General features: G+C 69.1%; 26 protein-coding genes. 11 read left to right on the top strand and 15 right to left on the bottom strand.

Annotated features, from left to right (window positions below; translation table 11 throughout):
* Window positions 1-87: 87 nt before the first annotated feature.
* Complete coding sequence (locus AB0I34_RS03735; protein ID WP_360438814.1) at window positions 88-1,149, bottom strand: BMP family ABC transporter substrate-binding protein; 1,062 nt, start codon at window positions 1,147-1,149, stop codon at window positions 88-90.
* Between the two features lie 233 nt (window positions 1,150-1,382).
* On the opposite strand from AB0I34_RS03735, the gene AB0I34_RS03740 reads away from it, so the two are divergent.
* On the top strand, window positions 1,383-2,570 hold the full coding sequence (locus AB0I34_RS03740; RefSeq protein ID WP_360438817.1) for an amidohydrolase: 1,188 nt from the start codon (window positions 1,383-1,385) through the stop codon (window positions 2,568-2,570).
* Between the two features lie 4 nt (window positions 2,571-2,574).
* Here AB0I34_RS03740 and AB0I34_RS03745 read toward each other — a convergent pair whose 3' ends face one another.
* The 3 genes from AB0I34_RS03745 to AB0I34_RS03755 all read right to left on the bottom strand — a co-directional run bounded on the left by AB0I34_RS03745 (window position 2,575) and on the right by AB0I34_RS03755 (window position 6,026).
* Window positions 2,575-3,591: a hypothetical protein gene (locus AB0I34_RS03745; protein WP_360438820.1), complete on the bottom strand. Its 1,017-nt coding sequence runs from the start codon at window positions 3,589-3,591 to the stop codon at window positions 2,575-2,577.
* A 126-nt stretch (window positions 3,592-3,717) separates the two neighbouring features.
* A complete protein-coding gene (locus AB0I34_RS03750; protein ID WP_360438823.1) occupies window positions 3,718-4,380 on the bottom strand; it encodes a hypothetical protein in 663 nt (220 codons plus the stop codon).
* A 65-nt stretch (window positions 4,381-4,445) separates the two neighbouring features.
* Window positions 4,446-6,026 (bottom strand): methylmalonyl-CoA mutase family protein, encoded by a 1,581-nt coding sequence (locus tag AB0I34_RS03755; protein ID WP_360438826.1) that lies wholly within the window; start codon window positions 6,024-6,026, stop codon window positions 4,446-4,448.
* A 117-nt stretch (window positions 6,027-6,143) separates the two neighbouring features.
* Between AB0I34_RS03755 and AB0I34_RS03760 the strand changes: the two genes are divergently transcribed.
* From AB0I34_RS03760 to AB0I34_RS03775, 4 genes are all read left to right on the top strand, one after another.
* A complete protein-coding gene (locus AB0I34_RS03760; protein ID WP_360438829.1) occupies window positions 6,144-7,160 on the top strand; it encodes a hypothetical protein in 1,017 nt (338 codons plus the stop codon).
* A 118-nt stretch (window positions 7,161-7,278) separates the two neighbouring features.
* Window positions 7,279-8,646 carry a hypothetical protein gene (locus AB0I34_RS03765; RefSeq protein ID WP_360438832.1) on the top strand — a complete coding sequence of 456 codons (1,368 nt, stop codon included), beginning with the start codon at window positions 7,279-7,281 and terminating at the stop codon, window positions 8,644-8,646.
* Window positions 8,647-8,817: 171 nt separating this feature from the next.
* Window positions 8,818-9,927 (top strand): glycosyltransferase family 1 protein, encoded by a 1,110-nt coding sequence (locus AB0I34_RS03770; protein ID WP_360438835.1) that lies wholly within the window; start codon window positions 8,818-8,820, stop codon window positions 9,925-9,927.
* A gap of 76 nt (window positions 9,928-10,003) precedes the next feature.
* Window positions 10,004-11,143: a glycosyltransferase gene (locus tag AB0I34_RS03775; protein WP_360438838.1), complete on the top strand. Its 1,140-nt coding sequence runs from the start codon at window positions 10,004-10,006 to the stop codon at window positions 11,141-11,143.
* On the opposite strand, the gene AB0I34_RS03780 is transcribed toward AB0I34_RS03775, so the two are convergent.
* Entirely contained in the window at window positions 11,140-11,955 is an 816-nt protein-coding gene (locus tag AB0I34_RS03780) for an MBL fold metallo-hydrolase (protein ID WP_360438841.1), read from the bottom strand. The two genes, AB0I34_RS03775 and AB0I34_RS03780, sit on opposite strands and share 4 nt — an antisense overlap.
* 136 nt (window positions 11,956-12,091) lie before the next feature.
* Here AB0I34_RS03780 and sdhC point away from each other — a divergent pair, with 136 nt between their 5' ends.
* Genes sdhC through AB0I34_RS03805 form a run of 5 tightly spaced genes read left to right on the top strand, consistent with a single transcriptional unit; the run spans window position 12,092 to window position 15,768 of the window.
* The gene (gene sdhC / locus AB0I34_RS03785) at window positions 12,092-12,469 is read left to right on the top strand and encodes a succinate dehydrogenase, cytochrome b556 subunit (protein ID WP_131352855.1); all 378 of its coding nucleotides are present in this window, start codon (window positions 12,092-12,094) and stop codon (window positions 12,467-12,469) included.
* A gap of 1 nt (window position 12,470) precedes the next feature.
* Complete coding sequence (locus AB0I34_RS03790) at window positions 12,471-12,935, top strand: succinate dehydrogenase hydrophobic membrane anchor subunit (RefSeq protein WP_360438844.1); 465 nt, start codon at window positions 12,471-12,473, stop codon at window positions 12,933-12,935.
* 7 nt (window positions 12,936-12,942) lie between these two features.
* The gene (sdhA, locus tag AB0I34_RS03795; RefSeq protein WP_360438847.1) at window positions 12,943-14,685 is read left to right on the top strand and encodes a succinate dehydrogenase flavoprotein subunit; all 1,743 of its coding nucleotides are present in this window, start codon (window positions 12,943-12,945) and stop codon (window positions 14,683-14,685) included.
* A complete protein-coding gene (locus AB0I34_RS03800; protein WP_360438850.1) occupies window positions 14,685-15,389 on the top strand; it encodes a succinate dehydrogenase iron-sulfur subunit in 705 nt (234 codons plus the stop codon). The genes sdhA and AB0I34_RS03800 overlap by 1 nt, the downstream gene beginning before the upstream one ends.
* Before the next feature lie 55 nt (window positions 15,390-15,444).
* Entirely contained in the window at window positions 15,445-15,768 is a 324-nt protein-coding gene (locus AB0I34_RS03805; RefSeq protein WP_360438853.1) for a hypothetical protein, read from the top strand.
* Here the strand turns inward: AB0I34_RS03805 and AB0I34_RS03810 are convergent.
* From AB0I34_RS03810 to AB0I34_RS03820, 3 genes are all read right to left on the bottom strand, one after another.
* A complete protein-coding gene (locus tag AB0I34_RS03810; RefSeq protein WP_360438856.1) occupies window positions 15,755-16,213 on the bottom strand; it encodes a hypothetical protein in 459 nt (152 codons plus the stop codon). The two genes, AB0I34_RS03805 and AB0I34_RS03810, sit on opposite strands and share 14 nt — an antisense overlap.
* 146 nt (window positions 16,214-16,359) lie before the next feature.
* Window positions 16,360-16,791: a DUF2000 domain-containing protein gene (locus AB0I34_RS03815; RefSeq protein WP_360438859.1), complete on the bottom strand. Its 432-nt coding sequence runs from the start codon at window positions 16,789-16,791 to the stop codon at window positions 16,360-16,362.
* A 52-nt stretch (window positions 16,792-16,843) separates the two neighbouring features.
* Window positions 16,844-17,671, bottom strand: a complete 828-nt coding sequence (locus AB0I34_RS03820) for a M55 family metallopeptidase (RefSeq protein WP_360438862.1) — start codon at window positions 17,669-17,671, stop codon at window positions 16,844-16,846.
* A 13-nt stretch (window positions 17,672-17,684) separates the two neighbouring features.
* Here AB0I34_RS03820 and AB0I34_RS03825 point away from each other — a divergent pair, with 13 nt between their 5' ends.
* A complete protein-coding gene (locus AB0I34_RS03825; RefSeq protein WP_360438865.1) occupies window positions 17,685-18,488 on the top strand; it encodes an AraC family transcriptional regulator in 804 nt (267 codons plus the stop codon).
* Here the strand turns inward: AB0I34_RS03825 and AB0I34_RS03830 are convergent.
* The 7 genes from AB0I34_RS03830 to AB0I34_RS03860 form a co-directional block, all read right to left on the bottom strand.
* The gene (locus AB0I34_RS03830) at window positions 18,478-18,699 is read right to left on the bottom strand and encodes a hypothetical protein (protein ID WP_360438868.1); all 222 of its coding nucleotides are present in this window, start codon (window positions 18,697-18,699) and stop codon (window positions 18,478-18,480) included. The genes AB0I34_RS03825 and AB0I34_RS03830 overlap by 11 nt on opposite strands.
* Window positions 18,700-18,962: 263 nt before the next feature.
* Window positions 18,963-21,719 (bottom strand): AAA family ATPase, encoded by a 2,757-nt coding sequence (locus AB0I34_RS03835; protein WP_360438871.1) that lies wholly within the window; start codon window positions 21,717-21,719, stop codon window positions 18,963-18,965.
* A gap of 267 nt (window positions 21,720-21,986) precedes the next feature.
* A complete protein-coding gene (locus tag AB0I34_RS03840; RefSeq protein WP_360438874.1) occupies window positions 21,987-22,706 on the bottom strand; it encodes an FCD domain-containing protein in 720 nt (239 codons plus the stop codon).
* 9 nt (window positions 22,707-22,715) lie between these two features.
* Entirely contained in the window at window positions 22,716-23,492 is a 777-nt protein-coding gene (locus AB0I34_RS03845; RefSeq protein ID WP_360438877.1) for a 3-oxoacyl-ACP reductase, read from the bottom strand.
* Complete coding sequence (locus AB0I34_RS03850; RefSeq protein WP_360438880.1) at window positions 23,493-24,839, bottom strand: aldehyde dehydrogenase family protein; 1,347 nt, start codon at window positions 24,837-24,839, stop codon at window positions 23,493-23,495.
* Window positions 24,836-25,549 carry a gamma-glutamyl-gamma-aminobutyrate hydrolase family protein gene (locus AB0I34_RS03855; protein WP_360438883.1) on the bottom strand — a complete coding sequence of 238 codons (714 nt, stop codon included), beginning with the start codon at window positions 25,547-25,549 and terminating at the stop codon, window positions 24,836-24,838. The genes AB0I34_RS03850 and AB0I34_RS03855 overlap by 4 nt, the downstream gene beginning before the upstream one ends.
* A complete protein-coding gene (locus tag AB0I34_RS03860) occupies window positions 25,530-26,888 on the bottom strand; it encodes a glutamine synthetase family protein (protein WP_360438886.1) in 1,359 nt (452 codons plus the stop codon). Before AB0I34_RS03860 ends, AB0I34_RS03855 begins: the two co-directional genes overlap by 20 nt.
* Window positions 26,889-26,904 lie beyond the last annotated feature (16 nt).

A 26,904-nucleotide genomic window follows, 5' to 3' on the forward strand; every position in this document is an offset into this window, starting at 1 on the left:
GTGGCGACCTCGTTGTCGCCGCGACGAGCCTCGGGCCCGGGCCGCAACGCTACCGCGTCATCGACCCGAGCCCGAGGGTTTCACACGTCAGAGTTTCGACGGTGCAGTGAGCTCGCCGGAGATCAGCTTCGCCTTGTACTCGTCGATCTTGGGGGTCACGTCGTCGAGGAAGCCACCGCTGGTCGCGTACCCGACACCGTCCCGCTTGATGTCGTACAGGTCGTAGCCCGGCTTGGTGGTGCCGTCCTTGAACGCCTTCGCGAAGTCGAAGACGGCCACGTCGACCTTCTTCAGCGACGACGTCAGGATGTGCTTCTGCTGCTCGGGCGTCGCGGTCTGGTACTGGTCGGAGTCGACGCCGATCGCCCAGATGCCGTCGGGCTTCGTGCTGACGACGTCGAACAGGCCGCCACCGGACAGGCCGGAGGCGTGGAAGACGATGTCCGCGCCGGCGTCGTACAGCGCCGTGGCGGCGGTCTTCGCCCCGCCCGGGTTCGCGAACGCCTTGTCGTCACCCTTGTCGGACAGCCACTTCATGTCGACCTTGATGCTCGGGTCGACCGCGGCCACACCGGCCTTGTAACCGGCCGCGAACGGGTCGATGATCGGTCCCCGGGTACCGCCGATGAAGCCGACGTGCTTCGCCTTGGTCTTGAGACCGGCGGCGACACCGACCAGGAACGAGCCCTGCTCGACCGAGAACACCAGGTTGGTGATGTTCGGGCCCTCGGCGAATCCGTCGACGACCGCGAACTTCTTGTCCGGGTACTCCTTGGCGACCTTGTTCACCTCTTCGGTGTAGACGAAGCCCACCGCCACGATCGGGTTGAAGCCCGCCTCGGCCAAGGTGCGCAGCCGCTCTTCCTTCGCGGAGTCAGGCTCCTGTGCGGCAGCCTCGGACTCCTCACAGGTGGCGTCCAACTCGTCCAGGGACTTCTTGACACCGGCCGCTGCCAGGTCGTTGAAGGAATGGTCACCGCGGCCGCCGATGTCGTAGGCCAGGCCGATCTTGGGACCCGCCCCGGACTTGTCGGCGCACAGTTCGTCGCTCCCCCCGGAGGCAGCCGCGTCCTCGTTCTTTTTCGCACAGCCCGCCAAGATCAGCGCCACTGTGATGGCGACCGCCGCCAACTTGCTTGTGTGCCGCAAGATGCCTCCTCGATCCCTGATCGCCCCGTGCAGGCGTTCGCAGCGAAACGATAGACCCGGCGAGACCCCCCAGCCACTGACGATGCGTCACTGAAATGCTCGTTACTCAATCGTAGTTTCGGTCGTGACGCTCAGCCAGAACGCCGACGCGGCGGGTGAGGTGGCGCTGACCGGATCGGTCCGGTGCCTGAGCCCGGGCCGTTGTTCCGCCGCTGCGATGCGAGAATTCCCCAATGACCATTTCGCAGCAGCTGCTGCTCAGCGACCTGCAGAGCCGTGTCGCCGCAGTCCGGGACGAGATCGTGACCGTACGTCGCGACCTGCACGCGCATCCGGAGCTCGGCTGGCACGAGGTGCGGACGACCGAGCTGATCCGGCAGCGGCTGGTGGCGGCGGGACTGTCCCCGCAGGTGCTGCCGACGGGCACCGGTCTGATCTGCGACATCGGCTCCGGCGACACTTGCGTCGCGCTTCGCGCCGACATCGACGCCCTGCCGGTGACGGAGGGTGTCGATTCCCCTTTTCGGTCGACGTACGAAGGCGTGGCGCACGTCTGCGGTCATGACGTCCACACGGCGATCCTGATCGGCGCCGCCGAGGTGCTCGCGCGGATGGCCGCCGACGGGCTGCTGCCCCACCGCGTCCGGCTGATCTTCCAGCCGGCTGAGGAGGTCATGCCCGGCGGCGCGCTCGGTGTGATCGCGGCCGGCGGTCTGGAAGGGGTACGACGGATCTACGGCCTGCACTGTGATCCCCGGCTGCAGGTCGGGCAGGTCGGGCTCCGGGTCGGTGCGCTGACTGCGGCGTCGGACCGCGTCCTGGTCCGGCTGACCGGCGAAGGCGGTCACACCTCCCGGCCCCATCTCACCGGCGATCTGGTCTACGCCCTGTCCACCCTGGTGACCGAGCTGCCGGCCGCGTTGTCGCGCCGCGTCGACCCGCGGGCCGGGCTGTCACTGGTCTGGGGCCGGATCACCGCCGGCTCGGCCGCGAACGCCATACCGTCCCGTGGTGAGGCCGAAGGCACCGTGCGGTGCCTGGACGTCAGCGCCTGGAAGCTGGCCGCCGACCTGATCCCCCTACTGGCGGAGCAGTTGATCGCTCCGTACGGCGTCGAGGTCAGCACCGAGGTCACACACGGCGTACCCCCGGTCATGAACGATGCGGAGGCGATCGCGGTGTTCCAGCGCGCGGTCAGCGAGGCGATCACGCCCGACGCGGTGGCCGCGACCGATCAGAGCCTGGGCGGCGAGGACTTCGCCTGGTACCTCGAGCACGTTCCGGGAGCGATGGCCCGGCTGGGGGTTCGTCCCCTCGGTGTGGACGCGGCCGCCGACCTGCACACACCCGGCTTCTGCCCGGACGAGGACGCCATCACCGTCGGGATGACGGTTCTGGCGTCCTGCGCCCTCTTGGACTGAAGGCTCAGCGGTTCGGAACCTGAACCTCGACGACCGGCACGTTGACGGTGGTCGAGCGGACCAGCGAGTCCGTCCCGGACTGTGGCCCGGTGCCGTCGTTGCCGGTCCAGTTCGCCGTCCAGGTGACGGTCGCGGTGACCGGCCAGCCGGCGTTGGACCGGTCGAAGGTCACCGTGCAGGCGTTGCCCTCGACCTTGCCGGCGCCGTACGCGTACTGCGCCTTGTCGACCGGGCAGCTGGTCGAGCCGGCCGGCGAGTTGATCGACACGTCGCTGGACGTCGCGACCAGCCGCATGTTGACCGGCGTACCCGGAACCGAGGCGGTCAGGGTCAGCGTGCCGTCGTCGGCGAGCGAGTTGCCCGGGTTCGTGACCCAGAACCAGGTCGGCAGGTTCACCACGGTCGCGCCGTTCGTGCCGGACACCTTCGGATTGTGCTCCAGGGTCGGCGCCAGGATCTGCTGCTGCGCCTCGTCCCACAACTCCTCGGCGAGGTCCTCGACCGCTACCAGCGGCTCCGGGACCTGACCAGGCAGGAAAGCGCGGTACGCGATGCCGATCCGGGTCCCCATGAACTCACCGCCGAGGGACGTGTAGCCCGCGTCCAGCGCGTTCTGCCCCTCCCGGCATTCCACCTGGTACCACCGGTACGCCTGGCCGGCCTTCGCCGCCGCGCTGACCCGGGCCATCTCCTCGCCCGACGGCCGGGCCAGCATGCCGGCCGCGGCGTGCCCCTGCAGCGGGTTCTCGTTCATGTACTTCTCGAACGTCGCCGGGTCGGCGACGTCGCTGCCGTCGATCGTGAACGCGGCCGGCTCCCACCAGCACTTGGCCGGCACGCTGTACGTCCGCGTGCCGCCCTGGACGATCTTGCCGGAGTCGCTTGTGACGGTGACCCGCACCGACACACTGAACCCACTGCCGCCGTTCGTCGTGTCGTCGCCCATCCCGGCATGCGCCGTCGGAGCCACCGCGACGGCAGCCGCGACAGCCAACGTGGTGATCGAGATCGCTCGCAACATCAGTTGCCTCCCCAGCCAGCGGTCAACAGGGTCATGGTAACGAGACGGGCGGACAGCCGCGTCATGACGCGGGTCGCATCATCGCCTGCTCGGACGGATCGGGCCCCCGCCCGGTTCCGCCGGGTCTCAACGGCAGCGCTGCTTGACGAACGCGACATTGTCGACCAGCCAGATCTCTCCGCCGGCCTTCTGCAGCGTGGCGGTCGCGGTGTAGTACGGATCGAGCATCTGCACCGGCTTGCCGGCCTTGTCGACGTCGATCGACGTGTTGTCCATGCAGGATTTGACCGTGGCCGTCGCACCCTTGACCGCGACGGCCGGGATGTCGACCCACACCTCACCGATCGTGTGCTGCTTTCGGCCCTGCAGTTCGGTGACGTAGCCCTTCACCACCGCGATCGCCTTGCCGGTCGCGACGCGGCCGAGCGCGTCGGAATCCACCGAGGCGAAGTGGTACGCCCGGAGGCGGACGACCAGGTACTGCAGGAACGCGTCGGCGGCCGCCTTCTGCTCGGCCGTGGTGGCGGTGACGTTGCGGCGGTGGACGACGACCGTCTTCGCCGGCGGGCCGACCGGGGGTGACGTCGGGCCGTCCGTGACCGGGGTGGACGGAGCCGTGGCCGGGGCCGTCGGTGTGGCCGAACTGGTCGTGGTCGGCGTACCGGTGCTCTGGGACGGACTACTGGAGTCGGATCCGAGCGTCGGCAGGCCCCCACTGTCGTCGCCTCCGTCGCACCCGGCCAGCAGCGCGGTCAGCACCAGGCCGATTCCCGCGACAACACGCCCCATCGACATCCCCTCTCAACCCCGGAACCACTCGAGCTAGTGCCCGAGCGGACCATATCGGGTCGGGGTCAGAAGGTGTCGGCAGGGACGTAGACGCCCCACACATCCCTGAGGGTGTCGCAGACTTCGCCCACGGTCGCGCGGGCCTTGAGGGCCTGTTTCATCGGGTAGAGGCAGTTGGCGTTGCCTTCGGCTGCCTTCTTCAGGGCAGCCAGGGCCTCGTCGACGGCCGGCTGGTCGCGTCCGGCACGGAGCTTGGCCAGGCGTTCGACCTGCTGGGCCTCGATCGCGGGGTCGACCCGGAGCGGTTCGTATGGCTCTTCCTCGGCGATCCTGAACTTGTTCATCCCGACGACGACACGCTCGGCCGAGTCGATCTCCAGCGCGATCGCGTACGCGGACCGCTCGATCTCCTGCTTCTGGAAGCCCTTCTCGATCGCCGCGACCGCACCGCCGTACTCCTCGACCTGATCCATCAACTCGACCGCGGCCGCCTCCACCTCGTCGGTGAGCGACTCGACGACGTACGAGCCGGCGAACGGATCGACGGTGGCAGTCACATCGGTCTCGTAGGCGAGCACCTGCTGGGTGCGCAGCGCGAGCCGGGCCGCCTTCTCGGTCGGCAGCGCGATCGCCTCGTCGTACGAGTTGGTGTGCAGCGACTGCGTCCCACCGAGTACGGCGGCCAGCCCCTGAACGGCGACCCGGACCAGGTTGACCTCGGGCTGCTGCGCGGTGAGCTGGACGCCCGCGGTCTGGGTGTGGAACCGCAGCATCATCGACTTCGGGTTCTTGGCGCCGAACTCGTCCCGCATCACCCGGGCCCAGATCCGCCGGGCGGCACGGAACTTCGCCACCTCCTCGAGCAGGGTGGTCCGGGCGACGAAGAAGAACGACAGCCGTGGCGCGAACTCGTCCACGTCGAGGCCGGACGCGACCGCGGCCCGGACGTACTCGATCCCGTCCGCGAGCGTGAAGCCGATCTCCTGCGCGGGCGTCGCGCCGGCCTCGGCCATGTGGTAGCCGGAGATCGAGATCGTGTTCCAGCGCGGCAGTTCCGCCTTGCAGTAGGCGAAGATGTCGCTGATCAGCCGCAGCGACTCCTTCGGCGGATAGATGTAGGTGCCGCGGGCGATGTACTCCTTCAGTACGTCGTTCTGGATCGTTCCGGTGAGCTTGTCACCGGCGACGCCCTGCTCCTCGGCGACGAGTTGGTACAGCAGCAGGAGCACCGACCCGGGGGCGTTGATGGTCATCGAGGTGGACACCTGGTCCAACGGGATCCGGTCGAACAGCACCCGCATGTCGTCGATCGAGTCGATCGCCACGCCGACCTTGCCGACCTCGCCGTGCGCGATCGGGGCGTCGGAGTCGTAGCCCATCTGGGTGGGCAGGTCGAACGCGACCGACAGGCCCATGGTGCCGTGGTCGATCAGCTGGTGGTACCGCTGGTTCGACTCCGCCGCCGTACCGAACCCGGCGTACTGGCGCATGGTCCACGGCCGCTCGGTGTACATCGTCGGGTACACACCCCGGGTGAACGGGAACTTCCCCGGCTCCCCCAGCTTGCCGCCCGGCTCGAACCCGTCCAGCACCTCCGGCCCGTACACCGGCGCGAACTCGAACCCCGACTCACTCCGATGACTCATCTCCCCACGGTAGGCCGAACCACGCTCCCACTGGTATGCACCAGCGCACGCCACGGATGTGGGCTGAAGCACAGAGGTGCGCTACAGTCGCGCGGCCTCCCCCGGAAGGATCCACAGATGTCGCTGCACCGTCCTGCACCGGCTCCCCCACCCACGATCCACCGGCCGGCCCGGCGGCGACGCCGGCCTGCCGTCATCTCCGGCGTCCTTGCCGCAGTGCTCGTGGTCGCTGCCGTCGCGGTGATCCTGGTACGGCGCAGCGGCGACACAGCAACCACCGACGCGGCCGGCTCCCAGCTCCTGCTGGCCGACGGGGTGACCGCGGGGGGCTCGATCACCGGCCAGGCGCGCACCCTTGCGGACGCGCTGACCGAGCGCGGCCTCGAGTGCAGCGCGCGCTTCACCAGCGCGGAAGGCGGACACTCCGGCTGCTTCGCGTATCGATCGGCAAGCCGGACGACGTCCTCGGTCGCCTTCCAGTACCGGCCGGACGGCACCGTCACAGCGTTCGCCATCAAGGTCAGGGCGACCGGCGACACTGCGCCGGCGCTGCGGTCTCTGGCCGCCGCCGTTGGAGACGTCGTCTTCCCCGCGGATCTGACGAATGTGGGCGTCGTACTGCAGAACTGGGGCGGCGCGACCGAAGGGACATGGGGCAAGTACGAGATCATCAGCCGGGGTCCGAAGACGGTGGTCGACGGGGCGAAGCTCGGCAGCAGCCAGCTCGAGGTTCCGGTCCTGCACCTCGCCACCACCGAGCCCGATCTCGCGAAGGCCCTCACCGCCGATGGGTACACCTGCACCGCCGACAACGAGACCTGTCAGGGCAAGTACGCCGGACGGCCCGGCCTCGCGCTCGAGTTCTCCGGACCGGACACCGGCATCACGTATCTCGTCGCTACCGCCGCGACCGGTGCGACAACCGGCAAGGCCTTCGAGCAACTACGGACCACCGCCTTCGGGCACCTCCGCGGTGACGCCGTCGCACCCGTGCAGGACTGGGTTTCCCGGCACCTCGACGGACGCTCGCACATCGCCTACGTGGCCGGCTGGCGGGTCGACCTCGAAGTAACCCGCGGCCGGCAGATCCGCCTGACCCTCTTCAATGAGGAGATCTGGCTCATCATGTCCTGAGCAACGACGAGACTGGCGCTCGATCAGCACCGGAGACCGTTTGCCGCGTGGCGGGGATTGGTTCTAGGCTGTGGCGGCTTCGGGGGAAGAGGTTTCCGCCTACCAACCCGGAGTTTTGATGCGCGTGCGTGGACTGGCCCTCGGGGGCCTGGCTCTGATCATCTCGACGTCGGTCGGCGTGGTCGTCGCCGGACCGAGCTCGGCGGACGAGCCGGTTCTGGTGAAGAGTGTCGGGACCCAGCTGCCGGTGCAGGACCTCCGCGCGATGGAGCTCGACGAAGCGCGTGGCCGGCTGTACATCGCGCAAGGCGCCGGCAGCACCCTCCCACTCGTGGTCACCGACCTGGACGGCGCGCTGCAGAAGAAACTGACCGCGGTGACCGGTGCCTCCGACGTGGTTCTCAGCAACGACCACCAGCAGGTCCTCGTGACCCAGGACTACGACCGCGTGACCGCGCTGAACGCCGACACATTGGAGCCTTCGGCAACGTACGACGCACCGAAGGGCGCCTGCGTCTACAGCGCCGAACCGGCCGGGGACAAGATCGTCGCCGCCTTTCTGGACTGCGGTCTCGGCACGTCCGGCCTGCTGATCTGGTCCGCGCCCGGGACCGCCGCGACGGTGTACACCGACGGCCCGAACTACCACCCGATCATCTCCGGGGCGGCCAACGGACTGCTCGTCGCCGGCGACACCGGGTACTCACCGGTCACGACGTACGTCATCGACGTCTCCGGCGCCACACCGACCATCGTCAGCCGGCGCGAGAACACCGGCGAGAACCTCGTCGACTATGCCGTCAGCCCCGACGGCACCGAGGTCGTCGAGACCGTCGGCTACCCGTACGAGCACCACTCGTACAAGCTCCCCGACCTGTCCGACGCGACGGTGTACCCGAGCGGCGTCTACCCAGCCGACGCTGCCTGGTCCGGCGACAGCTCGACGGTCGCCGTCGGCCGCTCGAGCACCGCCTCCAACGACGCCGACGTGCTGTTCTACGCCAAGGGCAGCACAACTCCGACGTACGCCGTCGATTTCCGCAGCAGCGACGAACTCTGGAAGGGCACCCTGCTGCTCAACTCCACCGGCACCCGGGCCTGGGCGGTCACGTACGACGACACGTATCAGAACGTGCAGCTCCTGCACTCCTTCGGCCCGGCTCACGCGCCGAAGGCGCCGATCACCGACATCCATGTCACGGCACGCACCGGCTCCGGCAAGGACAAGTCCACCGCGTACGTCACCGTCACGTGGACGTCGCCGTACTCGCGTCCCGGAAGCTCCACCAACCAGCAGTTCCTGCAGCTCTACGCCACCCCGGCCGGCTCGACCGCCCGCCTCATCGGCAACCCCGAGCTGACGTCGGCAGGCAGCTTCACCGCCACCTACGCCCTTCCGCGCGGAACCACCACGTTCACCGCCCACTACAAGGACTTCGAGAACTGGTACCCGGAGGCCACTGTCACCACGACGATCACCCGCTGACGGCGGTGGTGCCCCGTTGTTCACGGGGCACTCACCAAATGCAGCCCCGTGGTCACGTACCCGTCACCCGGCGGCCCTGCAGCCGTCGACAGGGCATCCACACGGTGTTACGAGAGTGTCGCCGAGGGTTCATGCTCGGTAGGGAACCTCACAGCTGTGAGGATCGTGATGGTGGCTGAGACCTTCCTGCCGCAGATCAATGGCGTGGCGAACACGGCTCGCCACGTCGCCGATCGGCTGCGTGCCCGCGGGCACGAACTGCTGATCATTGCCCCCGGACCCGGTCCGGACAGCTACACCGACGTGCCCGTGATCCGGGCCCGCAGCTTCCGGACGCCGGGGTACAAGGAGTTCCCGGTCGGCCTGCCTGATCCGTCGATCGAGCGGGCGATGGCCGACTTCACCCCCGATCTGGTCCACGTCGCGTCGCCGTTCATCATCGGCGCCTACGGGCTGCGCGCGGCGCGCCGGCTGGGGCTGCCGACGGTGGCGATCTTCCAGACCGACATCGCCGGGTTCGCCCGCCAGTACCCGTGGTTCGCCGCCGCGGACCGCGGGATCTGGCGTTGGGTACGGCGTACCCACTCGCGGGCCGATCGCACCCTCGCACCGTCCACCGCGTCGGTGGAGGCGCTGGTGCAGGGCGGCGTACCGCGGGTCCATCTGTGGGGCCGCGGCGTGAACCTGGACCTCTTCGACCCCGGTCACCGCGACGAGAACTGGCGCCGGGAGATCTCCCCGGACGGCAAGCCGATCGTCGGGTACGTCGGCCGGCTGGCCGCGGAGAAGAAGGTCCGCCGGCTCGCCGAACTGACCGGCCTGGGCTGCCGGATCGTCGTCGTCGGCGACGGGCCGGACCGCGCGTCGCTGGAACACTCCTTGCCCAGCGCAACCTTCTTGGGGATGCGCCGGGGGGCCGACCTGGCCTCGATCTTCGCGGGGCTGGACGTCTTCGTGCACACGGGCGAACACGAGACGTTCTGCCAGACGATCCAGGAGGCGCAGGCCTCCGGGGTGGCCACCGTCGGCCCGGCTGCGGGTGGCCCGCTCGACCTGATCCACCCGGGCGAGAACGGACTGCTCTTCGAGCCCGGCCGGCCCGGATCGCTGCGCCAGGCGGTCAAGACCCTGCTCGATCACCCGACGGCTCGCGGCCGGATGGCCGCCAGTGGCCTCGAACGCGTGCAGTCCCGGACCTGGCCGGCGGTGGTCGACGATCTGGTCGACCGGCACTACGCCGAGGTCCTGCGCGAGGCGGCGGCCGTACGGCGGGTCGCATGAGCGAGCGGAGCGAGCTCATCAGAAAGCACAGTCGGATTCGCGCCTCATCGGCGCCCGGAGCGAAGCGAGGACGCCGATGAGCTCGCTGAGGATCGCCCAGCTGGCCAACTTCGTCGGGCCGACGTCCGGTGGGATGCGGACCGCGATCGAGCACCTCGGTCAGGGGTACGTCGAGGCCGGCGCCGAGCGGATCGTGATCACCCCGGGCGAACGGGACGTCGCGATCGACACCGAGTTCGGCACGGTGGTCCGGACGAAGGCTCTGAAGATCGCCGGCGGGTACCGCCTCATCACCGATCCCTGGAAGGTGATCGAGACGCTCGAGCGGTTCCGGCCGACCACCGTGGAGATCTCGGACAAGTCCACGTTGCTGCCGGTCGCGCGCTGGGCCCGCAAGAACGACATCGGCTCGGTGTTGTTCAGCCACGAACGCCTGGACGCGATGCTGTCGTTGTACACCGCCCGGCCGCGACGGCTCGGCGGAGAAGGAGCGCAGTACCGCCAGGGCGTCATCGCCGGCGTGGGCGCGCTGTACAAGATCCTCAGCCGCACGTACGACGCGGTCGTGGTGACGTCGCGGTACGCCGCCGCCGAGTTCGACGAGGTGACGACGCCGCTGGTCCGGATCCCGCTCGGGGTCGACCTGGATACGTTCCACCCGTCACTGGCCGAGCCGGTGGACGACGGAGTACTCAAGCTGGTCCACGCCGGGCGGCTGTCCCGCGAGAAGAGCCCGCACCTGGCGGTCGCCACCGCGGCCGAGCTGCATCGCCGCGGGGTGAACCTGCGCATGGACGTCTACGGCTCGGGCCCTCACCTGGACGAGCTGGTCGCGATCGCCGGTGACGCCCCGGTCATCTTCCACGGGTACGTCGACGGCCGCCGGCGGCTGGCGACCCATCTGGCCGAGGCGGATGTCGCGCTGTCCGTCTGCCCCGGCGAGACCTTCGGCCTGGCCGTCCTGGAGGCGCTCGCCGCCGGTACGCCGGTCGTCACGGCGAACACCGGCGGTGCGCGCGAACTGGTCGACGAGACCTGCGGCCGCTGGGCCTCGGCGAACCCGGTCGCGCTGGCAGACGCCGTACTCGAACTGGCGAAGCTGCCCGGCCGCAGAGCAGCGGCCCGTCGCCGGGCCGAGCTCTACGACTGGGACTCCTGCATCCGCCACATGCTCGCCCTCCACACCCGGCTGGGCCAGGCGCGCCTGGCCGCTTAGGTCAGGTGGTCGTAGTCACCTCGGACCCAGGCTGCGTGGCGATCGGCCGACCGGCGTACGACGGCCTTCGCGTCGACCGGGATCGACGCACCGAAGTTGTTGTAGAGCCGGTCGTACTCGAACGGGTCGAGTGCACGGGCGACCCGGTCCACGACCGCGCCCGACAGCGGAATCCGGTTCGGATAGCTGCGCATGAAGCTGACCGACGTACGGTCCGGATTGGCGAAGATCGTGTCTCCGGACAGGATCACACCCTTGCCCTCGGCACCTTCCGCCCAGTGCACCACCGCACTGCCCGGGAAATGCCCGCCCGGCTGGATCACCGTCACTCCGGGCAACGGGTTCAGCTTGCCCGACCAGGTCCGGATCACCGGGTCCTGCCGGGCCACCCACTCCGCGTCCGGCTCGGACACGTACACCGGCACGTCACCGAGCCGGTGGCTCCACTCGACCTGGACGCCGTACATGTGCGGGTGGCTCGCGATGATCCCGGCCACCTCGCCCCGTTCGCGGATCCGCCGGACCGCGTCGTCGTCGACGTACCCGATCGGGTCCCAGAGCAGGCTGCCGTCCGCGGTCACCACCAGCATCGACTGCTGGCCGATCCCGGCCGGCGGCTTCGACCGGACGCCGTACAGGTTCGGCTCGACCTCGTCGATGGTCACCTCGGTGCCGGCCGCGGCCAGCTCCTCCAGCGTGGTCCAGTGCTGGCCGTCGGCCGGCACCCACTGCCGCTCGTCGGCGCAGATCGCGCAGACCTCCACTTGTTCGGAGTGCTCCACCGCACAGGTCGCGCAGATCCAGAAACTCACCGTGTTCTCCCCTCAGTCGGCCGACGCGACCGATCTCACACGCATCGCGATCGATGTCACATCTGTCAGTACATTTCACCGCAAGGAGCGGGTCTAGCATCAAGACGACCTGGTCAACGCGGTAGAGGAGGATCTGGTGCCCAGCAAACCAGCCGGCACGCTGTATCGCGGCCGGGAGGGCATGTGGTCATGGGTCGCGCACCGGATCACCGGCGTGGGGATCTTCTTCTTCCTGCTGGTGCACGTGCTCGACACCGCGCTGGTGCGGGTGTCCCCGGAGGCCTACAACGAGGTCATCGGCACCTACAAGAACCCGATCGTCGGCCTGCTCGAGGTCGGTCTGGTGGCGGCGATCCTGTTCCACGCCTTCAACGGCATCCGGCTCATCCTGGTGGACTTCTGGGCCAAGGGCCCGCGCTACCAGCGGCAGCTGATGATCGGCGTCGGGGTGATCTGGGTGGTGCTGTTCGTGCCGTTCGTGATCCGGCACCTGACCCACGTGTTCGGGGGCTGAGATGGCGGAAACCCCAGGGATCGCGGCTCCTCGCTCGAGCTCCCGCTCCCGCTCGCTGAAGGGCGGAGGCCGGAACCGCTCCGGACAGACCAACTTCGAGCTCTACAGCTGGCTGTTCATGCGGCTGTCCGGCCTGGCCCTGGTCGTCCTCGTGCTCGGCCACCTGTTCGTGAACCTGATGCTCGGCGGCGGCATCACCGCGCTGGACTTCGGTTTCGTGGCCGGCAAGTGGGCCAACCCGCTGTGGCAGGTCTGGGACCTGCTGATGCTGTGGCTGGCCATGCTGCACGGCACCAACGGGCTGCGCACGATCATCAACGACTACGCCGAGAGGGACCAGACCCGGTTCTGGCTCAAGGCCTTGCTGATCATGGCGGCGATCGTCATCGTCGTACTGGGCACCCTGGTGATCTTCACGTTCGACCCCTGCCTCGACCCCAGCAGCACGCTGTCGGTCTGTACGTAAGGACGTTATGCAACAGCATCAGTACGACGTGATCATCGTCGGCGCGGGTGGAGCGGGGATGCGCGCCGCCCTGGAGTCCAGCAAGCGGACCCGGACCGCGGTGCTCACCAAGCTCTACCCGACCCGGTCGCACACCGGCGCGGCCCAGGGCGGCATGTGCGCCGCGCTGGCCAACGTCGAGGAGGACAACTGGGAGTGGCACACCTTCGACACGGTCAAGGGCGGCGACTTCCTGGTCGACCAGGACGCGGCCGAGGTGATGTGCCGCGAGGCGGTCGACGCCGTACTCGACCTGGAGAAGATGGGCCTGCCGTTCAACCGGACCGCCGAGGGCAAGATCGACCAGCGGTTCTTCGGCGGGCACACCCGCAACCACGGTGAGGCCGTCGTCCGGCGGTCCTGCTTCGCGGCCGACCGCACCGGCCACATGATCCTGCAGACGCTGTACCAGCAGTGCATCAAGCAGAACGTCGAGTTCTTCAACGAGTACTACGTTCTCGACCTGCTGATGACCGACGGCAAGGCCAGCGGCGTGGTCGCCTACGAGCTGGCCACCGGGGAACTGCATGTGTTCTCGGCCAAGTCGGTGATCTTCGCCTCCGGCGGGTTCGGCAAGGTGTTCCGGACCACGTCGAACGCGCACACGTTGACCGGCGACGGGATGGGCATCGTCTGGCGCAAGGGCCTGCCGCTGGAGGACATGGAGTTCTTCCAGTTCCACCCGACCGGCCTGGCCGGTCTCGGCGTCCTGCTGTCCGAGGCGGCCCGCGGCGAGGGCGGGATCCTGCGGAACAAGGACAACGAGCGGTTCATGGAGCGGTACGCCCCGACCGTGAAGGACCTGGCGCCGCGGGACATGGTCGCCCGGGCGATGGCCAACGAGGTCCGCGAGGGCCGCGGCTGCGGCCCGGACGGCGCGTACGTGATGCTCGACCTGACCCACCTGGAGCCCGCGCACATCGACGCGAAGCTGCCGGACATCACGGAGTTCGCCCGGACGTACCTGGGCGTCGAGCCGTACACCGAGCAGATCCCGGTGTTCCCGACCGCGCACTACGCGATGGGCGGCATCCCGACCAACATCAAGGGTGAGGCGCTGGCCACCAACGACGGCGTGATCCCGGGCCTGTACGCCGCGGGCGAGGTCGCCTGCGTGTCCGTCCACGGCGCGAACCGCCTGGGCACGAACTCGCTGCTCGACATCAACGTGTTCGGCCGGCGCGCGGGCATCGCTGCCGCGGAGTACGCCGCCACGGCCGTCTTCGAGGAGTTGCCGGACGACCCCTCGGCGTACGTCGTCGAACTGGTCGAAGGGCTGCGCAACTCCACCGGCGAGGAGCGGATCGCGGCGATCCGGTCCGACCTCCAGGCGACGATGGACCTGAACGCGCAGGTGTACCGGACCGAGGGCTCGCTGAAGCAGGCGCTGGCCGACATCGAGGCGCTCAAACGGCGGTTCGCATCCGTCGGCGTGCAGGACAAGGGCAAGCGGTTCAACACCGACCTGCTCGAGGCCGTCGAGCTCGGCTTCCTGCTCGACCTGGCCGAGGTGCTGGTGGTGTCCGCGCTGGCCCGCACGGAGTCCCGCGGCGGTCACTTCCGGGAGGACTACGCCACCCGCGACGACGTCAACTTCATGCGGCACACGATGGCCTACCGCGAGCTCGATGCCGAAGGCAACATCAACATCAGGCTCGACTACAAACCGGTCATCCAGACCCGGTACAAGCCGATGGAGCGCAAGTACTGATGGACGTCAAGGTCAAGATCCTCCGGTACAACCCCGAGGTCCTCGACGAGGCGGAGTGGAAGACGTACTCCGTCAGCCTGCAGCCCACCGACCGGGTGCTGGACGCGCTGCACAAGATCAAGTGGGAGCAGGACGGCACGCTGACGTTCCGGCGGTCCTGCGCGCACGGTGTCTGCGGCTCGGACGCGATGCGGATCAACGGCCGCAACCGGCTGGCCTGCAAGACGCTGATCAAGGACCTGAACCCGGAGAAGGAGATCACCGTCGAGCCGATCAAGGGCCTGCCGGTACTCAAGGACCTGGTCGTCGACATGGAGCCGTTCTTCGACGCGTACCGCGCGGTGATGCCGTTCCTGGTCACCAGCGGCCACGAGCCGACCCGGGAGCGGATCCAGTCGCAGGCCGACCGGGACCGCTTCGACGACACCACCAAGTGCATCCTCTGCGCCGCCTGTACGACGTCCTGCCCGGTGTTCTGGTCCGACGGCCAGTACTTCGGCCCGCAGGCGATCGTCGGCGCGCACCGGTTCATCTTCGACAGCCGCGACGAGGGCACCGAGCAGCGGCTGGAGATCCTGAACGACAAGGAAGGCGTCTGGCGTTGCCGGACCACGTTCAACTGCACCGACGCCTGCCCGCGCGGCATCGAGGTCACCAAGGCGATCCAGGAGGTCAAGCGCGCCCTGATCTTCCGCCGAGTGTGAACTAGCTCACATCCGACAACCAGCCTCTGTTCCCCATCAGTCGTGGGAGCAGAGGTTGGTCGCTGTCTGGGGGAGGTTGTGGGCGGACCGCGGCGCGCACTGGACCACCAGGCCCGCGCCGGTGCATGCCTCCTCGCCGATCGCCTTCGACGACGGTACCGCCGTACTGCTCGGACAGCCGCTCAACGACGTCACTCCATCGCTGTACGGCGTGAGCGGCGGCCGGATCACCTTCCTCAACGGCCTTCCGGATCGCCTGCAGGAACGCACCGGGGACGGCGGCCCCGTGTACGGCGTACAGATCGAGTACCCCGGCGCCACCCAACTTGCCTACAGCACCGACCACGGCCACACGTGGACCCGCTTCACTCCCCGCTAGGCGAGACCAGACTCCAGCAGACCCAGTAGTCAGTCCCGTCAGCCCGGTAACGGTCGCCGGCGTCGAATCGCCAGTCGGCGACGAGGTGCCGCGCGCCCGGCGGCGGCTGGCGGTATTGCGCGAGCAATCCGGCGAGTTCGTCGAACCGGGCGTCGATCCCTCCATGCGCCGGATGGCTCTCAATCCCAGCGGACCCAGCCTCGTAACGCTGGTTCCAGCGCACGAAGATCGCCCACTGCTCCCGCTCCAGCGCAACCACGGCCTCGCTCGCCGGCCAGACGACGTACTCGTCCAGATCACCGTCGACGTCGTAGCACTGGAAATAGTGCGTCGTACCTTCGACGTCGACGAGCCCGGCGCGGGGACCGTCAACCCAGTCCAGCTCGACGTCAACACGTGCGTATCCGTCGGCGACCAACTGTTGTACGTCCCAGGTCTCAGCCACACGGGCATGCTACTGGCGCCGTGCGAGCGGCCACCCAGCCGCGGGCTGCGGAGCTGCAGGCCATCACAATGGGCGCATACCGGGTCTCAGCAGTCGCCGGATGCCCTCGGCTCGGCCGTTGTGATGGCCTGGCCGTCCGCTGATGCTCACGGGTGCATGTGGGCGCCCTTGAGGGTCTTGTCGACGGCGTTCTTCGGGCCGTAGAGGGCGATCCCGACCAGGTCCAGTTCCTCGGTGGCGACCGCCTTCACGGCCGCCCGGTTGTCGCGGTCGTTGCCAGTGGCAAACAGTTCCTGGATGAACACCGAATGCTCGATCCCACGCTGCAACGCCCGCTGGTGCGCGATCGCCATGAACTCCTTCGACCCCTCGAACACCAACACCGGCTGCCGGAACATCGGCAGATAGGTCACCCCATCCGCATCCTCATAAGGCTCCCCCACCACCTCGGACCGAGTCCCGGCGATCCCACTCACCAAGAACGCCGTCACGTTCAACCGCTGCCAAACCGCCAAATCCTCCCGCAGCACCACAGCAATCTTCGTCTCGAACCTGATCGGCTCATTCGCACTGTCCACACCCCCAGAGTCCCGCCCCACCCGGACCCCGGTCTTGTACGTTCTTCACCTCTCAGCAGTACGGAGGGTTGGTGGTCACTGCGGTCGCTACGCGGAGGAAGAGGTTGAACAGGCGGTAGAGGGTGAGCATGTCGGCCTCTACGGTGACGGTGCGGTCGTCCTGGCGGGTGACGCCGGGGATCGCGGTGAGGTGGGAGACGACGGAGGCGGACTGCCAGCGGACGGTCAGGCGGCGGGTGGTGGACGGCGTGGTGCTGGTGGGGAGGGAGCGCAGGGCCTCGGTGGTGGTGGATTCGATGGCGGCGCGGGCCTCGAGGACCGGGACGAGTTGGGCGGCGAAGCGGTCCTTGGCCTGCTTGACGGCGACCGTGCGTACGCCGGCGTCCCACGCGCTCATCTCGGCACAGGCCGTGTCGTCGCCGGTGAGCACCGCGACCGGTACGCCGTACGCCGCGGCCCCGGCGTGGAAGAGGCCGATCTCACCGGTGACCTGATCGTCCAGCCAGATGTCCTCGATCTCGTGGCCCATGAAGCTGTGGCTGAGTACGCCGAGCACCCCGGCCCGCGCGTGGTAACCGACGCAGAGGACAGCGTCGTACTCGCTGGTGAGGCCCTCCATCATGCCCATCGGCTTCGGGCGTCCCTTGATCAGCGTGGCGCGTGGGTCGAGCAGGTCCGGCAGCAGGTTGCGCATCGGGCCGTGGGCGTCGTTGACCAGTACGGCGGTCGCACCGGCGGCGTACGCACCGCGGACGGCGGCGTTCACGTCCTCGGTCATCATCACCCGGCCACGCTCGTAGTCCCGGCCCGGCGGCTGGACGTCCTCCGCGTCGACCAATCCGGTGATGCCCTCCATGTCCGCGCTGATGTAAGCCTTCACGGGACGCAAGCGTATGTTCTTGACTGTGAGCGGTGGCGCCGAGGTCAAGGCGTGGCGGCCCGAGCTGAGCGGGGTCGTCGAGGTCCTGCACGCGCACTTTCCCTCCCACGCGTACCCGAGCCACACGCACGACGCGTGGACCGTACTGATCGTGGACGAGGGCGTCGTGCGGTACGACCTGGACCACCGCGAGCACGGACTGGCCCAGGCACAGGTCTCGCTACTGCCGCCGAACGTCCCGCACGACGGGCGGTCGGTCCGGCCCGAGGGCTTCCGCAAGCGCGTGCTGTACCTGAAGCCCGAGCGGCTCGGGCTCGACCTGATCGGTGCGGCCGTGGACCAGCCCGAGTACGTCGACCCGCTGCTGCGGCACCGTCTGCACCAGTTGCACGGCGTACTGCTGGACGGGCGGGAGGACCTGGAGGCGCAGAGCCGGCTGACGCTGATCGAGGAGCGGCTGCGGCAACATCTGCGGCGGAACGTGCTCGACCCGCCCGATCGCAGCGATCCCGGGATCGCTGCGCGGCTCCGCGACGTACTGGACGCGAACGTGCCGGCCGGGATCACGCTGGACGCCGCGTCGAAGCTGGTGCCTGCGCATCCGGCGCATCTGGTGCGGGCGTTCAGCCGCGAGTTCGGGATGCCGCCGCATCGGTATCTGACCGGGCGCCGGGTCGACCTGGCCAGGCGCTACCTGCTCGACGGGCATCCGCCCGCGGACGTGGCGACGCTGGCCGGGTTCTACGACCAGTCCCACCTGAACCGGCACTTCCGCAAGATGCTCGGGGTGACGCCGGCGAGCTTCGTCAGGCGTTGACCTTCTGCGCGGCCTTGTAGGCGCGGACGCCCCAAGTGCCGAGCAGGACCGCGATCAGCAGGTTGACCACGATCAGGATGGTGTGGGCGACGTAGTACCCGGTCGGTCGGCCCTCGGTGGCGGCCAGGTTCTTGATGAACGTCACGTAGGTGACGACGTTCCAGACCGCGATGCCGAGCAGCACCAGCGCGTGCTTGCGTTCGAGTTTCACCCGGCCATTGTCCCTGGCGTTGATAACGGGGCGGCCGCGCCTCACTCGGCCGCCCCGCCCGAGGGGCGAGCTCCTGTCATCGACCTTGGTTCATGCCCGGCGCGGCGGCAAGCGATCCAACTTACCCACGGGCCACCTCAAGGGTTTCCCTGCGGGAGGCGGACCCGTGCCACTCATCAATCCACTCAGAAGGGTGCGGAGCGCACCGCGCTGAGCGTGGAGCGATCGACGCCGCGGGCGTTGGTGAGTGCGGGGCGTCCGGTTCACCCGTGGGGGCGGTCGACCATCCGGAGGAGCTGGGTGCGATTGGCGACGCCGAAGCGGCGGTAGAGCCGGGTCAGTTGGGATTCCACGGCCTTGACCGAGAGATAGAGGGCGGCGGCGATCTCGCGGTTGGTGGAGCCGTCGCGGACCATCGCGACGATCTGCTGCTCGTTGTCGGTGAGCTCCGAGGGCTGGCGGCTGCGGCTCGGGACGTCGAGGCGGGCCAGTTCGGTCTCGGCGACCTCGCGCCACGCGGGGGCACCGTACGCCTCGAACTGCTCGATCGCGTCCAGGAACGCCGTCCGCGCCACCGACCGCCGGCGCGCCTGCCGGGCCACCCTGCCGCGGGTGAGCTCACACCGGGCCAGGTCCAGCGGGTACACGCGGTTCCCCGCCGTGGCGATCGTCTCCTCCAGCAGATCCAGTGCCGCGGCCGGATCGCCCTGCTTGGCGATCAGCAACGCCTCCGACCGGGCCAACCCGACCCGCACGACCGCACGGTCCAGCGTCTCCGCCCGGCCCCGGATCTCCGCGATCAGCTCCGCGGCGTCCTGCAGTCGCCCGGCCGCGACCAGCGCCTCGGCGTAGTCCGCATGCCACGGGATCACCGCCGGGTCGAACGGCATCGCCGCCTCACCTGAGTCCGCGATCGCGTCGAACGCCTCCACCGCCCGCTGCGGATCACCTGTCAGTACGCCGATCAGCCCGAGACTGGCCAGCGCCGGACCGGTCCACTCGTCGTTGCCGACCAGGCGGACCCCCTCCAGCGCCGCCTCCGCGAGCTGCCGGCCCATCGCCGCCGTACCGCCGGCCCACTCGGCCCGGCTGGCGATGACCATGCCGACCTCGGCCTCCTCGCCGATGTCCTGCATCAGCTGGTAGCACTCGTGCCCGGCCGCGAGCGCATCCGCTCCGCGCCCGCTGCGCTCGTAGATCGCGGTCGCCGAGATCAGCACCGACGCCAGCCACCGCATCGCACCGCCGTCGCGCACCTCGTCGACCAGCGAGCTGATCGCCGCGATCGCCGCGTCGGTCCGGCCGCAGAACAGCTCCCGCATGGCCGCCATCTGCCGGGCGTTCACCACTGCCTTGGTCAGCGGCAGACCGAGGGACAGCTCGGCCGCCTGCTGCAGCAGAGCGTCCGCGGTCTCCTCCGCGTCCCGTGACATCAGCACCGAGCTGGCCGCGCTCAGCGCGTCCACCAGAGCCTCGGTGTCACCGCTCTTCCGCGCCAGTGCCTCTGCGACCCGCGCGTCCTCCTGCGCGGCGTCGAACCGGCGATCGAAGTACTCGCTGTGGCTGCGCATGATCCGCACCCGCGCCTCGAGCAGCTGGTCACCGGCGGCGGCCTCGAACGCCTCGGACAGGATCTCGACCCGGCGGTCGTGGTCCGGCCAGGCAGCGTCCACCAGGAGCAACAGCGCGGGCACCCTGGTCTGCGGCTCGGTCGCGGCGCGTACGGCGAGGCGCGCCATGTCGGCGGACTCCGCGAGATGACCGGCGGCCGCGGCATCGTCGGCGGCTCGCGTCAGGCGCCGGGCCCGTTCGTCCGGCAGGCTGGACGGCGTACGCTCGGCGGCCAGTCGCCACAGCGTGGCAGCGGCACCCGGCGCACCCCGGCCGGCCGCGACGGCGGCGGCCTCCTCGATCGCGCAGGCCAGCTCGGCGTCGGCCTCCTGGGTGGCCAGGGCACGATGGGTCGCGTTCTCGACCGGTTCGCCGACCACGGCCGCCAACTGTGCGTGCGCCTGGCGACGGGCCGCCGAGGTGGCTTCGGCGTACACGAACTCCCGCAGCAGCGGGTGCGCGAACCGGAGCCGCTCGGAGGACACGTCGATCAGCCCGAGCGACTCGGCCTCGGCCAGCTCAGTGTCGATCGGCCGCCCGAGGGACTGCGCCAGCTGGGCCGTGGTCGGCCGCGGCGACGAGGCTGCGTGCAGCAGAAGCTCGTGCGCAGAGGAAGTCAGGTCCGACAGCCTGTCGCCGAGCAGTGTCTTGAGCCGGCTCGACACCGGGAGCGGATCGTTCGGCGAGACGCCTTGCGGATGCCGTAGGACTGCCCGGCCGAGCTCCAGCGCCATGAACGGGTTGCCGGCGCTGGCAGTGAAGATGCGGCGGGCCGTACGCACGGGCAGCGGGCTGGAGAGCCGCTGACGCAGCAGACCGAGCACGTCCGGCTCTGTAAGCGGCGGGACCTCCAGCTGAAGCACCGGCTCCGGGCACGCCTCGGCCATGACCGGCAGATCGCCGTCAGCAACCTGCTCGGTCGCCAGCATGTGCACGCCTTCGGACAGCCGGCGGGCGCAGAACGTCAGCACCTCCAGGCTGGATGGGTCCACCCACTGGATGTCGTCCACGACCAGCAGCACGGGCCCGTTGGCCGCGAGCCGACGCAGCACATGCAGTACGGCGAGGCGCACGGCCAGCTCGTCCCGAACCGTGTCAGGCGCGCTGGCCTTCAGCAGGGCGACCTCGAGCGGCTGGCGGAGGTGATCGGGCAGCACCGTCCAGGCGAGCTCGAGCTGATTGGACAGCAGGTCGAGGAGGGTGACATACGGGAGACCGGCTTCGCTCTGGGACGGGGCGGCGCTGAGGACGCGGCACCCGGCGCGGGTGCGGTCGGCGACCAGCGCGCGGCCCATGGCCGACTTGCCGATCCCGGTCGGGCCATAGAGCAGCACGCTGCCGCTGGTCTCGAGCTGCTTCTTCGCACGCTCGACCAGTCCGGCGCGCCCGACCAGCTCGTCGTCAGTCATCGATCCCACATACTCCTCGAAGGATTACCCTCGTCGATTATCACAGTCAATGACCGGACGACACGGCGAGTGTCACATGAGGAAACCATCCCGTCACCATCCTGTCACCCGACGCTGCCCAGATCCGAGCAGTCAGGCGGCACGATGGTGCCGGGGCACGGATCGCCCACCCCTACGTTGTAGACAAAGGACACACCTGGCCCGGTACCCCGCCAGAGGTGTGTCCAGCCGGTGATCAGCCGAATTAGCGGTCATCGGCTCGCCGGGTCAGGCGAGAAACGCGCGCAGCAGGGTGGCGGTGCCGGACAGGTGCTCCTGCATGGCCTGCCGGGCGGCCGGCGCGTCGCCGGCCAGGATGGCCTCGACGATCGCCTCGTGCTGTTCGTTGGAGTGCCGCAGATTGCGTTCCAGCAAGGGGATCGCGTCAAGCAACTCGTTCAGCCGCATCCTGACGTCCGCGGTCGCCGACGTCAGCGACGGTGACCCGGAGACCTCGGCGATCGCGAGATGCAGCCGCGAGTCGAAGCGGCGGTAGTCGGACAACCTGGCGGCCGACGTCTCCGCGAGACAACGCCGGAGATGCTCCTGCTCGGCGTCGCTCAACGCGCGGGACGCCGACGCTTCCGCTGCCCCGGTCTCCAAGGCAGAGCGCAGTACCAGGGCGTCCTCCAGCCCGTCGCCCAGCTCGCGGGCGAGCCGTTTGGCCGGCGTACGACGGGGTCTCGGCAGCTGGGCGTTGACGAACGTACCGCCGTACCGCCCGCGCCGGGACTCGACGTACCCGGCCTCGGTCAGCGCATGGATCGCCTCCCGCAGGGTGACCCGGCTGACGTTCAGCCGCGCCGCCAGGTCGCGTTCGGACGGGAGCCGGTCGCCAGGGACGACGACGCCGAGCTTGATTGCCTGCAGCAACCTCTCGACCGTCTCCTCGAACGGGTTGCCCGTCCGGACCGGCCGGAACACCGCGTCGTCTGCCTGGGCGACCATGAGCACACACTAGATCGGGGTGACGTAGGCGCCCGAGATCCCGCCGTCGACGAGGAAGGTGTTGGCGGTGATGAACGACGAGTCGTCGCTGGCCAGGAAGGCGACCGCGGCCGCGATCTCCTCCGGCTCACCGAACCGGCCCATCGGCACGTGCACCAGCCGCCGCTGCGCCCGCTCCGGATCCTTCGCGAACAACTCGGTCAGCAGCGGCGTGTTCACCGGACCCGGGCAGAGCGCGTTGACCCGGATCCCCTGCCGCGCGAACTCGACGCCGAGCTCGCGGCTCATCGCGAGTACGCCGCCCTTCGACGCGGAGTACGAGATCTGCGAGGTGGCCGCGCCCATCACGGCGACGAACGACGCGGTGTTGATGATCGAGCCGCGGCCCTGCCGTTGCATGTAAGGGATCGCGGCCTTGCAGCACAGGTACACCGAGGTCAGGTTGACCTCCTGCACCTTCCGCCACGCCTCCAGTCCGGTGTCCAGGATCGACGCGTCGTCGGGCGGCGAGACGCCCGCGTTGTTGAACGCGATGTCCACGCTTCCGTAGGTGTCGTACGCCTGGCGGAAGAGGTTCTCGACCGCGGCCTGGTCGGTCACGTCGGTCGCCACGAACAGCCCGCCCGCCTCGTCCGCGGCGGCCTTCCCGGCGGCCGGGTCGATGTCCCCGATCACGACCTTGGCCCCTTCGGCGGCAAGGCGTCGTACCGTGGCCAGGCCGATCCCACTCGCACCGCCGGTGACCACCGCGACCCGGCCCTCAAGCCGGTGTGCCTTGACGTCCATTCAGTCCTCCGTGCTGATGAAGATGTTCTTGGTCTCGGTGAACGCGTCGAGCGCATCCGGGCCGAGCTCACGGCCGAGCCCGGACTGCTTGTAGCCGCCGAACGGCGTGGAGTACCGCACCGACGAGTTCGAGTTGATCGACAGGTTGCCCGCCTCGACACCACGGCCGACCCGCAGCGCGCGGCCGGTGTCGCGCGTCCAGATCGAGCCGGACAGGCCGTATTCCGAATCGTTCGCGATCCGCACCGCGTCCGCCTCGTCCTCGAACGGGATCACCGCCACCACCGGCCCGAAGATCTCCTCCCGCACCGCCCGATCACTCGCGGGCGCAAGGACAGTCGGCGGGAACCAGAATCCCGGACCTTGTGGCGCTGTGCCCTGAAAGGCCGGATTCTCGACGTACGACGCAACCCGCTCCAGCTGAGCCCTGGAGATCAACGGACCCATCTCGGTCGCCGGATCCGACGGATCCCCGACCTTGAACCTCTTCACCGCCGGCTCCAGCAACTCCAGGAACCGGTCGTACGCCGACCGCTCGACCAGGATCCGCGATCGCGCGCAGCAGTCCTGGCCGGCGTTGTCGAACACGCCGTACGGCGCCTGAGCCGCGGCCTTGTCCAGATCCGCGTCCGCGAAGACGATGTTGGCCGACTTCCCGCCGAGCTCCAGCGTCACGCGCTTCACCTGGTCGGCACAGCCGGCCATGATCTGCTTGCCGACCACGGTCGACCCGGTGAAGACGACCTTGCGGACGGCCGGATGCGTGACGAACCGTTGCCCGACGACCGTTCCCTTGCCCGGCACGACCTCGAACACACCCGGCGGCAGTCCGGCCTCGAGCGCCAACTCGCCGAGCCTCAGAGCGGTCAGCGGCGTCAGCTCGGCCGGCTTCAGTACGACGGTGTTGCCGGCCGCCAGCGCGGGAGCGAAACCCCAGCCGGCGATCGGCATCGGGAAGTTCCACGGCACAATCACGCCGACCACGCCGAGCGGTTCCTGGAAGGTGATGTCGATGCCTCCGGCCACCGGAATCTGCTTGCCGAACAGGCGTTCCGGGGCCGCCGAGTAATAGGTCAGCACATCGCGGACGTTGCCGGCCTCCCAGCGGGCGTTGCCGATGGTGTGGCCCGCGTTCTCGACCTCCAGCGCGGCAAGGTTCTCCAGGTCCGCGTCCACCGCGTCGGCGAAGCGGCGCAGCAACCGGCCGCGATCCGCTGGAGCGACGTTTCGCCAGGTGTGGAAGGCCTCCGCGGCTCTGGCGATCGCCGCGTCCGCCTCCCGCTCGGTGGCCAGGGCGATCGTGCGGACCACCTTCTCGGTGGCCGGGTTGATCACGTCGTACGTCATGAACGGCTCCTCGCGGCTGCGATCAGGGCGGCGAACAGCCGCAGGTCGTCGAGGTTCTCCTCCGGGTGCGACTGCACGCCGAGAACGAAGCCGTGGTCCGGCGCCTCGGCCGCTTCGACCGTTCCGTCGCCAGCGCGGGCGGTGACCGTCAGGCCCGGCGCCAGTACGTCGATGGCCTGGTGGTGGTAGCAGCGGACCCCCGTGCGCTCGCCCAGGATGCGGGCGGTGAGAGTGCCCGGCTCGACCTTGACCTCGGTGGTGCCGAACACGGCCGCCTCCGGTCGATGCGCCTCGTGGGCAACGACGTCCGGGAGATGCTGATGCAGCTTCCCACCCAGCGTGACATTGAGCATCTGCAGACCGCGGCAGATCGCCAGCAGCGGCAGATCGCGGTCGAGCGCGCCCTGGATCAGGACACGCTCGTGCTCATCCCGGCCCGGCCTGGTGTCGATCGTTTCCGGATGCGGCGTGGCGCCGTACGAGACAGGGTCGACGTCGCAGCCGCCGGAGACGATCAGGCCGTCGAGAACGTCGAGGACGCTCGGGTCGGTGCCGACCGGCGGCAACAGCAGCGGTACGCCCCCGGCCGCGACGACGCCGTCGAGGTAGGCGCGCGGGAGGAGGGCGGCTTCACGCTGCCAGATCCCCCAAGCGGCCGGCTCGAGGTACGTCGTGATGCCGATCCGCGGTCTAGAGCCGTTCGAAGCCACGGATGCGCTCCCAGTCGGTGACGGCGGCGTCGTACGCGTCGAGCTCGACGCGGGCCGCGTTGGCGTAGTGATCGACCATCTCCTCGCCGAACGCGTCGCGGGCGATCTTGGAGCCGGTGAACAGCGCGGCCGCCTCGCGCAACGTGACCGGTACGTGTTGCCTGTCGGAGTCGTACGCGTTGCCCTCCAGCAGGGGCTCGAGCTCCAGTTCGTTCTCGATGCCGTGCAGGCCGGCGGCGACGATCGCGGCGACGGCCAGGTACGGGTTCACGTCGCCACCGGGGAGGCGGTTCTCGACCCGGAGCGAGTCGCCGTGGCCGACCACGCGGAGCGAGCAGGTCCGGTTGTCCAGTCCCCAGGCGACCGCCGTCGGCGCGAAGCTGCCGCGGACGAACCGCTTGTAGGAGTTGATGTTCGGCGCGAGCAGGTAGGTGAATTCGGACAGGCAGGCGAGCTGACCGGCGATGAACCGCTCCATCAGCTCGGAGAACCCGTGCTCGCGATCACCGGCCAGTACGGCGTCTCCCGCGGTCGACCGGAAGCTCAGGTGGATGTGGCACGAGTTGCCCTCGCGTTCGTCGTACTTCGCCATGAACGTGAGGCTCTTGCCGTGTTGCGCGGCGATCTCCTTCGCACCCGTCTTGTAGATCGAGTGGTTGTCGCAGGTGACCAGGGCCTCGTCGTACCGGAAGGCGATCTCGTGCTGGCCGAAGTTGCATTCGCCCTTGGCGGACTCGACGTACAGGCCGGCGCCGGTCATGCCGTTGCGGATGTCGCGCAGGAGCGGCTCGACCCGGGAGGTGCCGAGGAGGGAGTAGTCGACGTTGTACTGGTTGCCCGGGACCAGGTCGCGGTAGCGCTTGTCCCAGGCCGACTCGAAGGTGTCGTCGAAGACCATGAACTCGAGCTCGGTGCCGACGTACGCCCTGAGGCCCCTGGCGGCGAGGCGATCGAGTTGCGCGCGGAGGACCTGGCGTGGTGACGCGACCACGGGGGTGCCGTCGAGCCATTGCACGTCGCAGAGGACCATCGCGGTCGCTTCCAGCCACGGGACGAGCCTCAGGGTGTTCAGATCGGGCGCCATCACCAGGTCGCCGTACCCACGCTCCCAGGACGACATCGCGTACCCGTCCACAGTGTTCATGTCGACGTCGACCGCCAGCAGGTAGTTGCACCCCTCGGTCCCGTGCCTCAGCACCTCCTCCAGGAAGTACCGCGCGCCACAGCGCTTCCCCTGCAGCCGTCCCTGCATGTCAGTGATCGCCACCAGCACCGTGTCGACCCGCCCGGACCCGACCAGATCCCGCAACTCCTGCACCCGAATCCTGCCAGCAGCCACGTCCACTCCTCGGATC

Origin of the sequence: Kribbella sp. NPDC050281 (assembly GCF_040655855.1) — a bacterium.
GTDB lineage: Bacteria > Actinomycetota > Actinomycetes > Propionibacteriales > Kribbellaceae > Kribbella.

What these genes read in the sequence shown, in the direction of transcription:
- AB0I34_RS03835 (WP_360438871.1), bottom strand. Translation starts at nt 21,719, where the DNA reads ATGACTGACGACGAGCTGGTCGGGCGCGCCGGACTGGTCGAGCGTGCG.
- AB0I34_RS03775 (WP_360438838.1), top strand. Translation starts at nt 10,004, where the DNA reads ATGAGCTCGCTGAGGATCGCCCAGCTGGCCAACTTCGTCGGGCCGACG.
- AB0I34_RS03790 (WP_360438844.1), top strand. Translation starts at nt 12,471, where the DNA reads ATGGCGGAAACCCCAGGGATCGCGGCTCCTCGCTCGAGCTCCCGCTCC.
- AB0I34_RS03850 (WP_360438880.1), bottom strand. Translation starts at nt 24,839, where the DNA reads ATGACGTACGACGTGATCAACCCGGCCACCGAGAAGGTGGTCCGCACG.
- AB0I34_RS03760 (WP_360438829.1), top strand. Translation starts at nt 6,144, where the DNA reads ATGTCGCTGCACCGTCCTGCACCGGCTCCCCCACCCACGATCCACCGG.
- AB0I34_RS03840 (WP_360438874.1), bottom strand. Translation starts at nt 22,706, where the DNA reads ATGGTCGCCCAGGCAGACGACGCGGTGTTCCGGCCGGTCCGGACGGGC.
- AB0I34_RS03765 (WP_360438832.1), top strand. Translation starts at nt 7,279, where the DNA reads ATGCGCGTGCGTGGACTGGCCCTCGGGGGCCTGGCTCTGATCATCTCG.
- AB0I34_RS03845 (WP_360438877.1), bottom strand. Translation starts at nt 23,492, where the DNA reads ATGGACGTCAAGGCACACCGGCTTGAGGGCCGGGTCGCGGTGGTCACC.
- AB0I34_RS03755 (WP_360438826.1), bottom strand. Translation starts at nt 6,026, where the DNA reads ATGAGTCATCGGAGTGAGTCGGGGTTCGAGTTCGCGCCGGTGTACGGG.
- AB0I34_RS03800 (WP_360438850.1), top strand. Translation starts at nt 14,685, where the DNA reads ATGGACGTCAAGGTCAAGATCCTCCGGTACAACCCCGAGGTCCTCGAC.
- AB0I34_RS03745 (WP_360438820.1), bottom strand. Translation starts at nt 3,591, where the DNA reads ATGTTGCGAGCGATCTCGATCACCACGTTGGCTGTCGCGGCTGCCGTC.
- AB0I34_RS03750 (WP_360438823.1), bottom strand. Translation starts at nt 4,380, where the DNA reads ATGGGGCGTGTTGTCGCGGGAATCGGCCTGGTGCTGACCGCGCTGCTG.
- sdhA (WP_360438847.1), top strand. Translation starts at nt 12,943, where the DNA reads ATGCAACAGCATCAGTACGACGTGATCATCGTCGGCGCGGGTGGAGCG.
- AB0I34_RS03740 (WP_360438817.1), top strand. Translation starts at nt 1,383, where the DNA reads ATGACCATTTCGCAGCAGCTGCTGCTCAGCGACCTGCAGAGCCGTGTC.
- AB0I34_RS03825 (WP_360438865.1), top strand. Translation starts at nt 17,685, where the DNA reads ATGTTCTTGACTGTGAGCGGTGGCGCCGAGGTCAAGGCGTGGCGGCCC.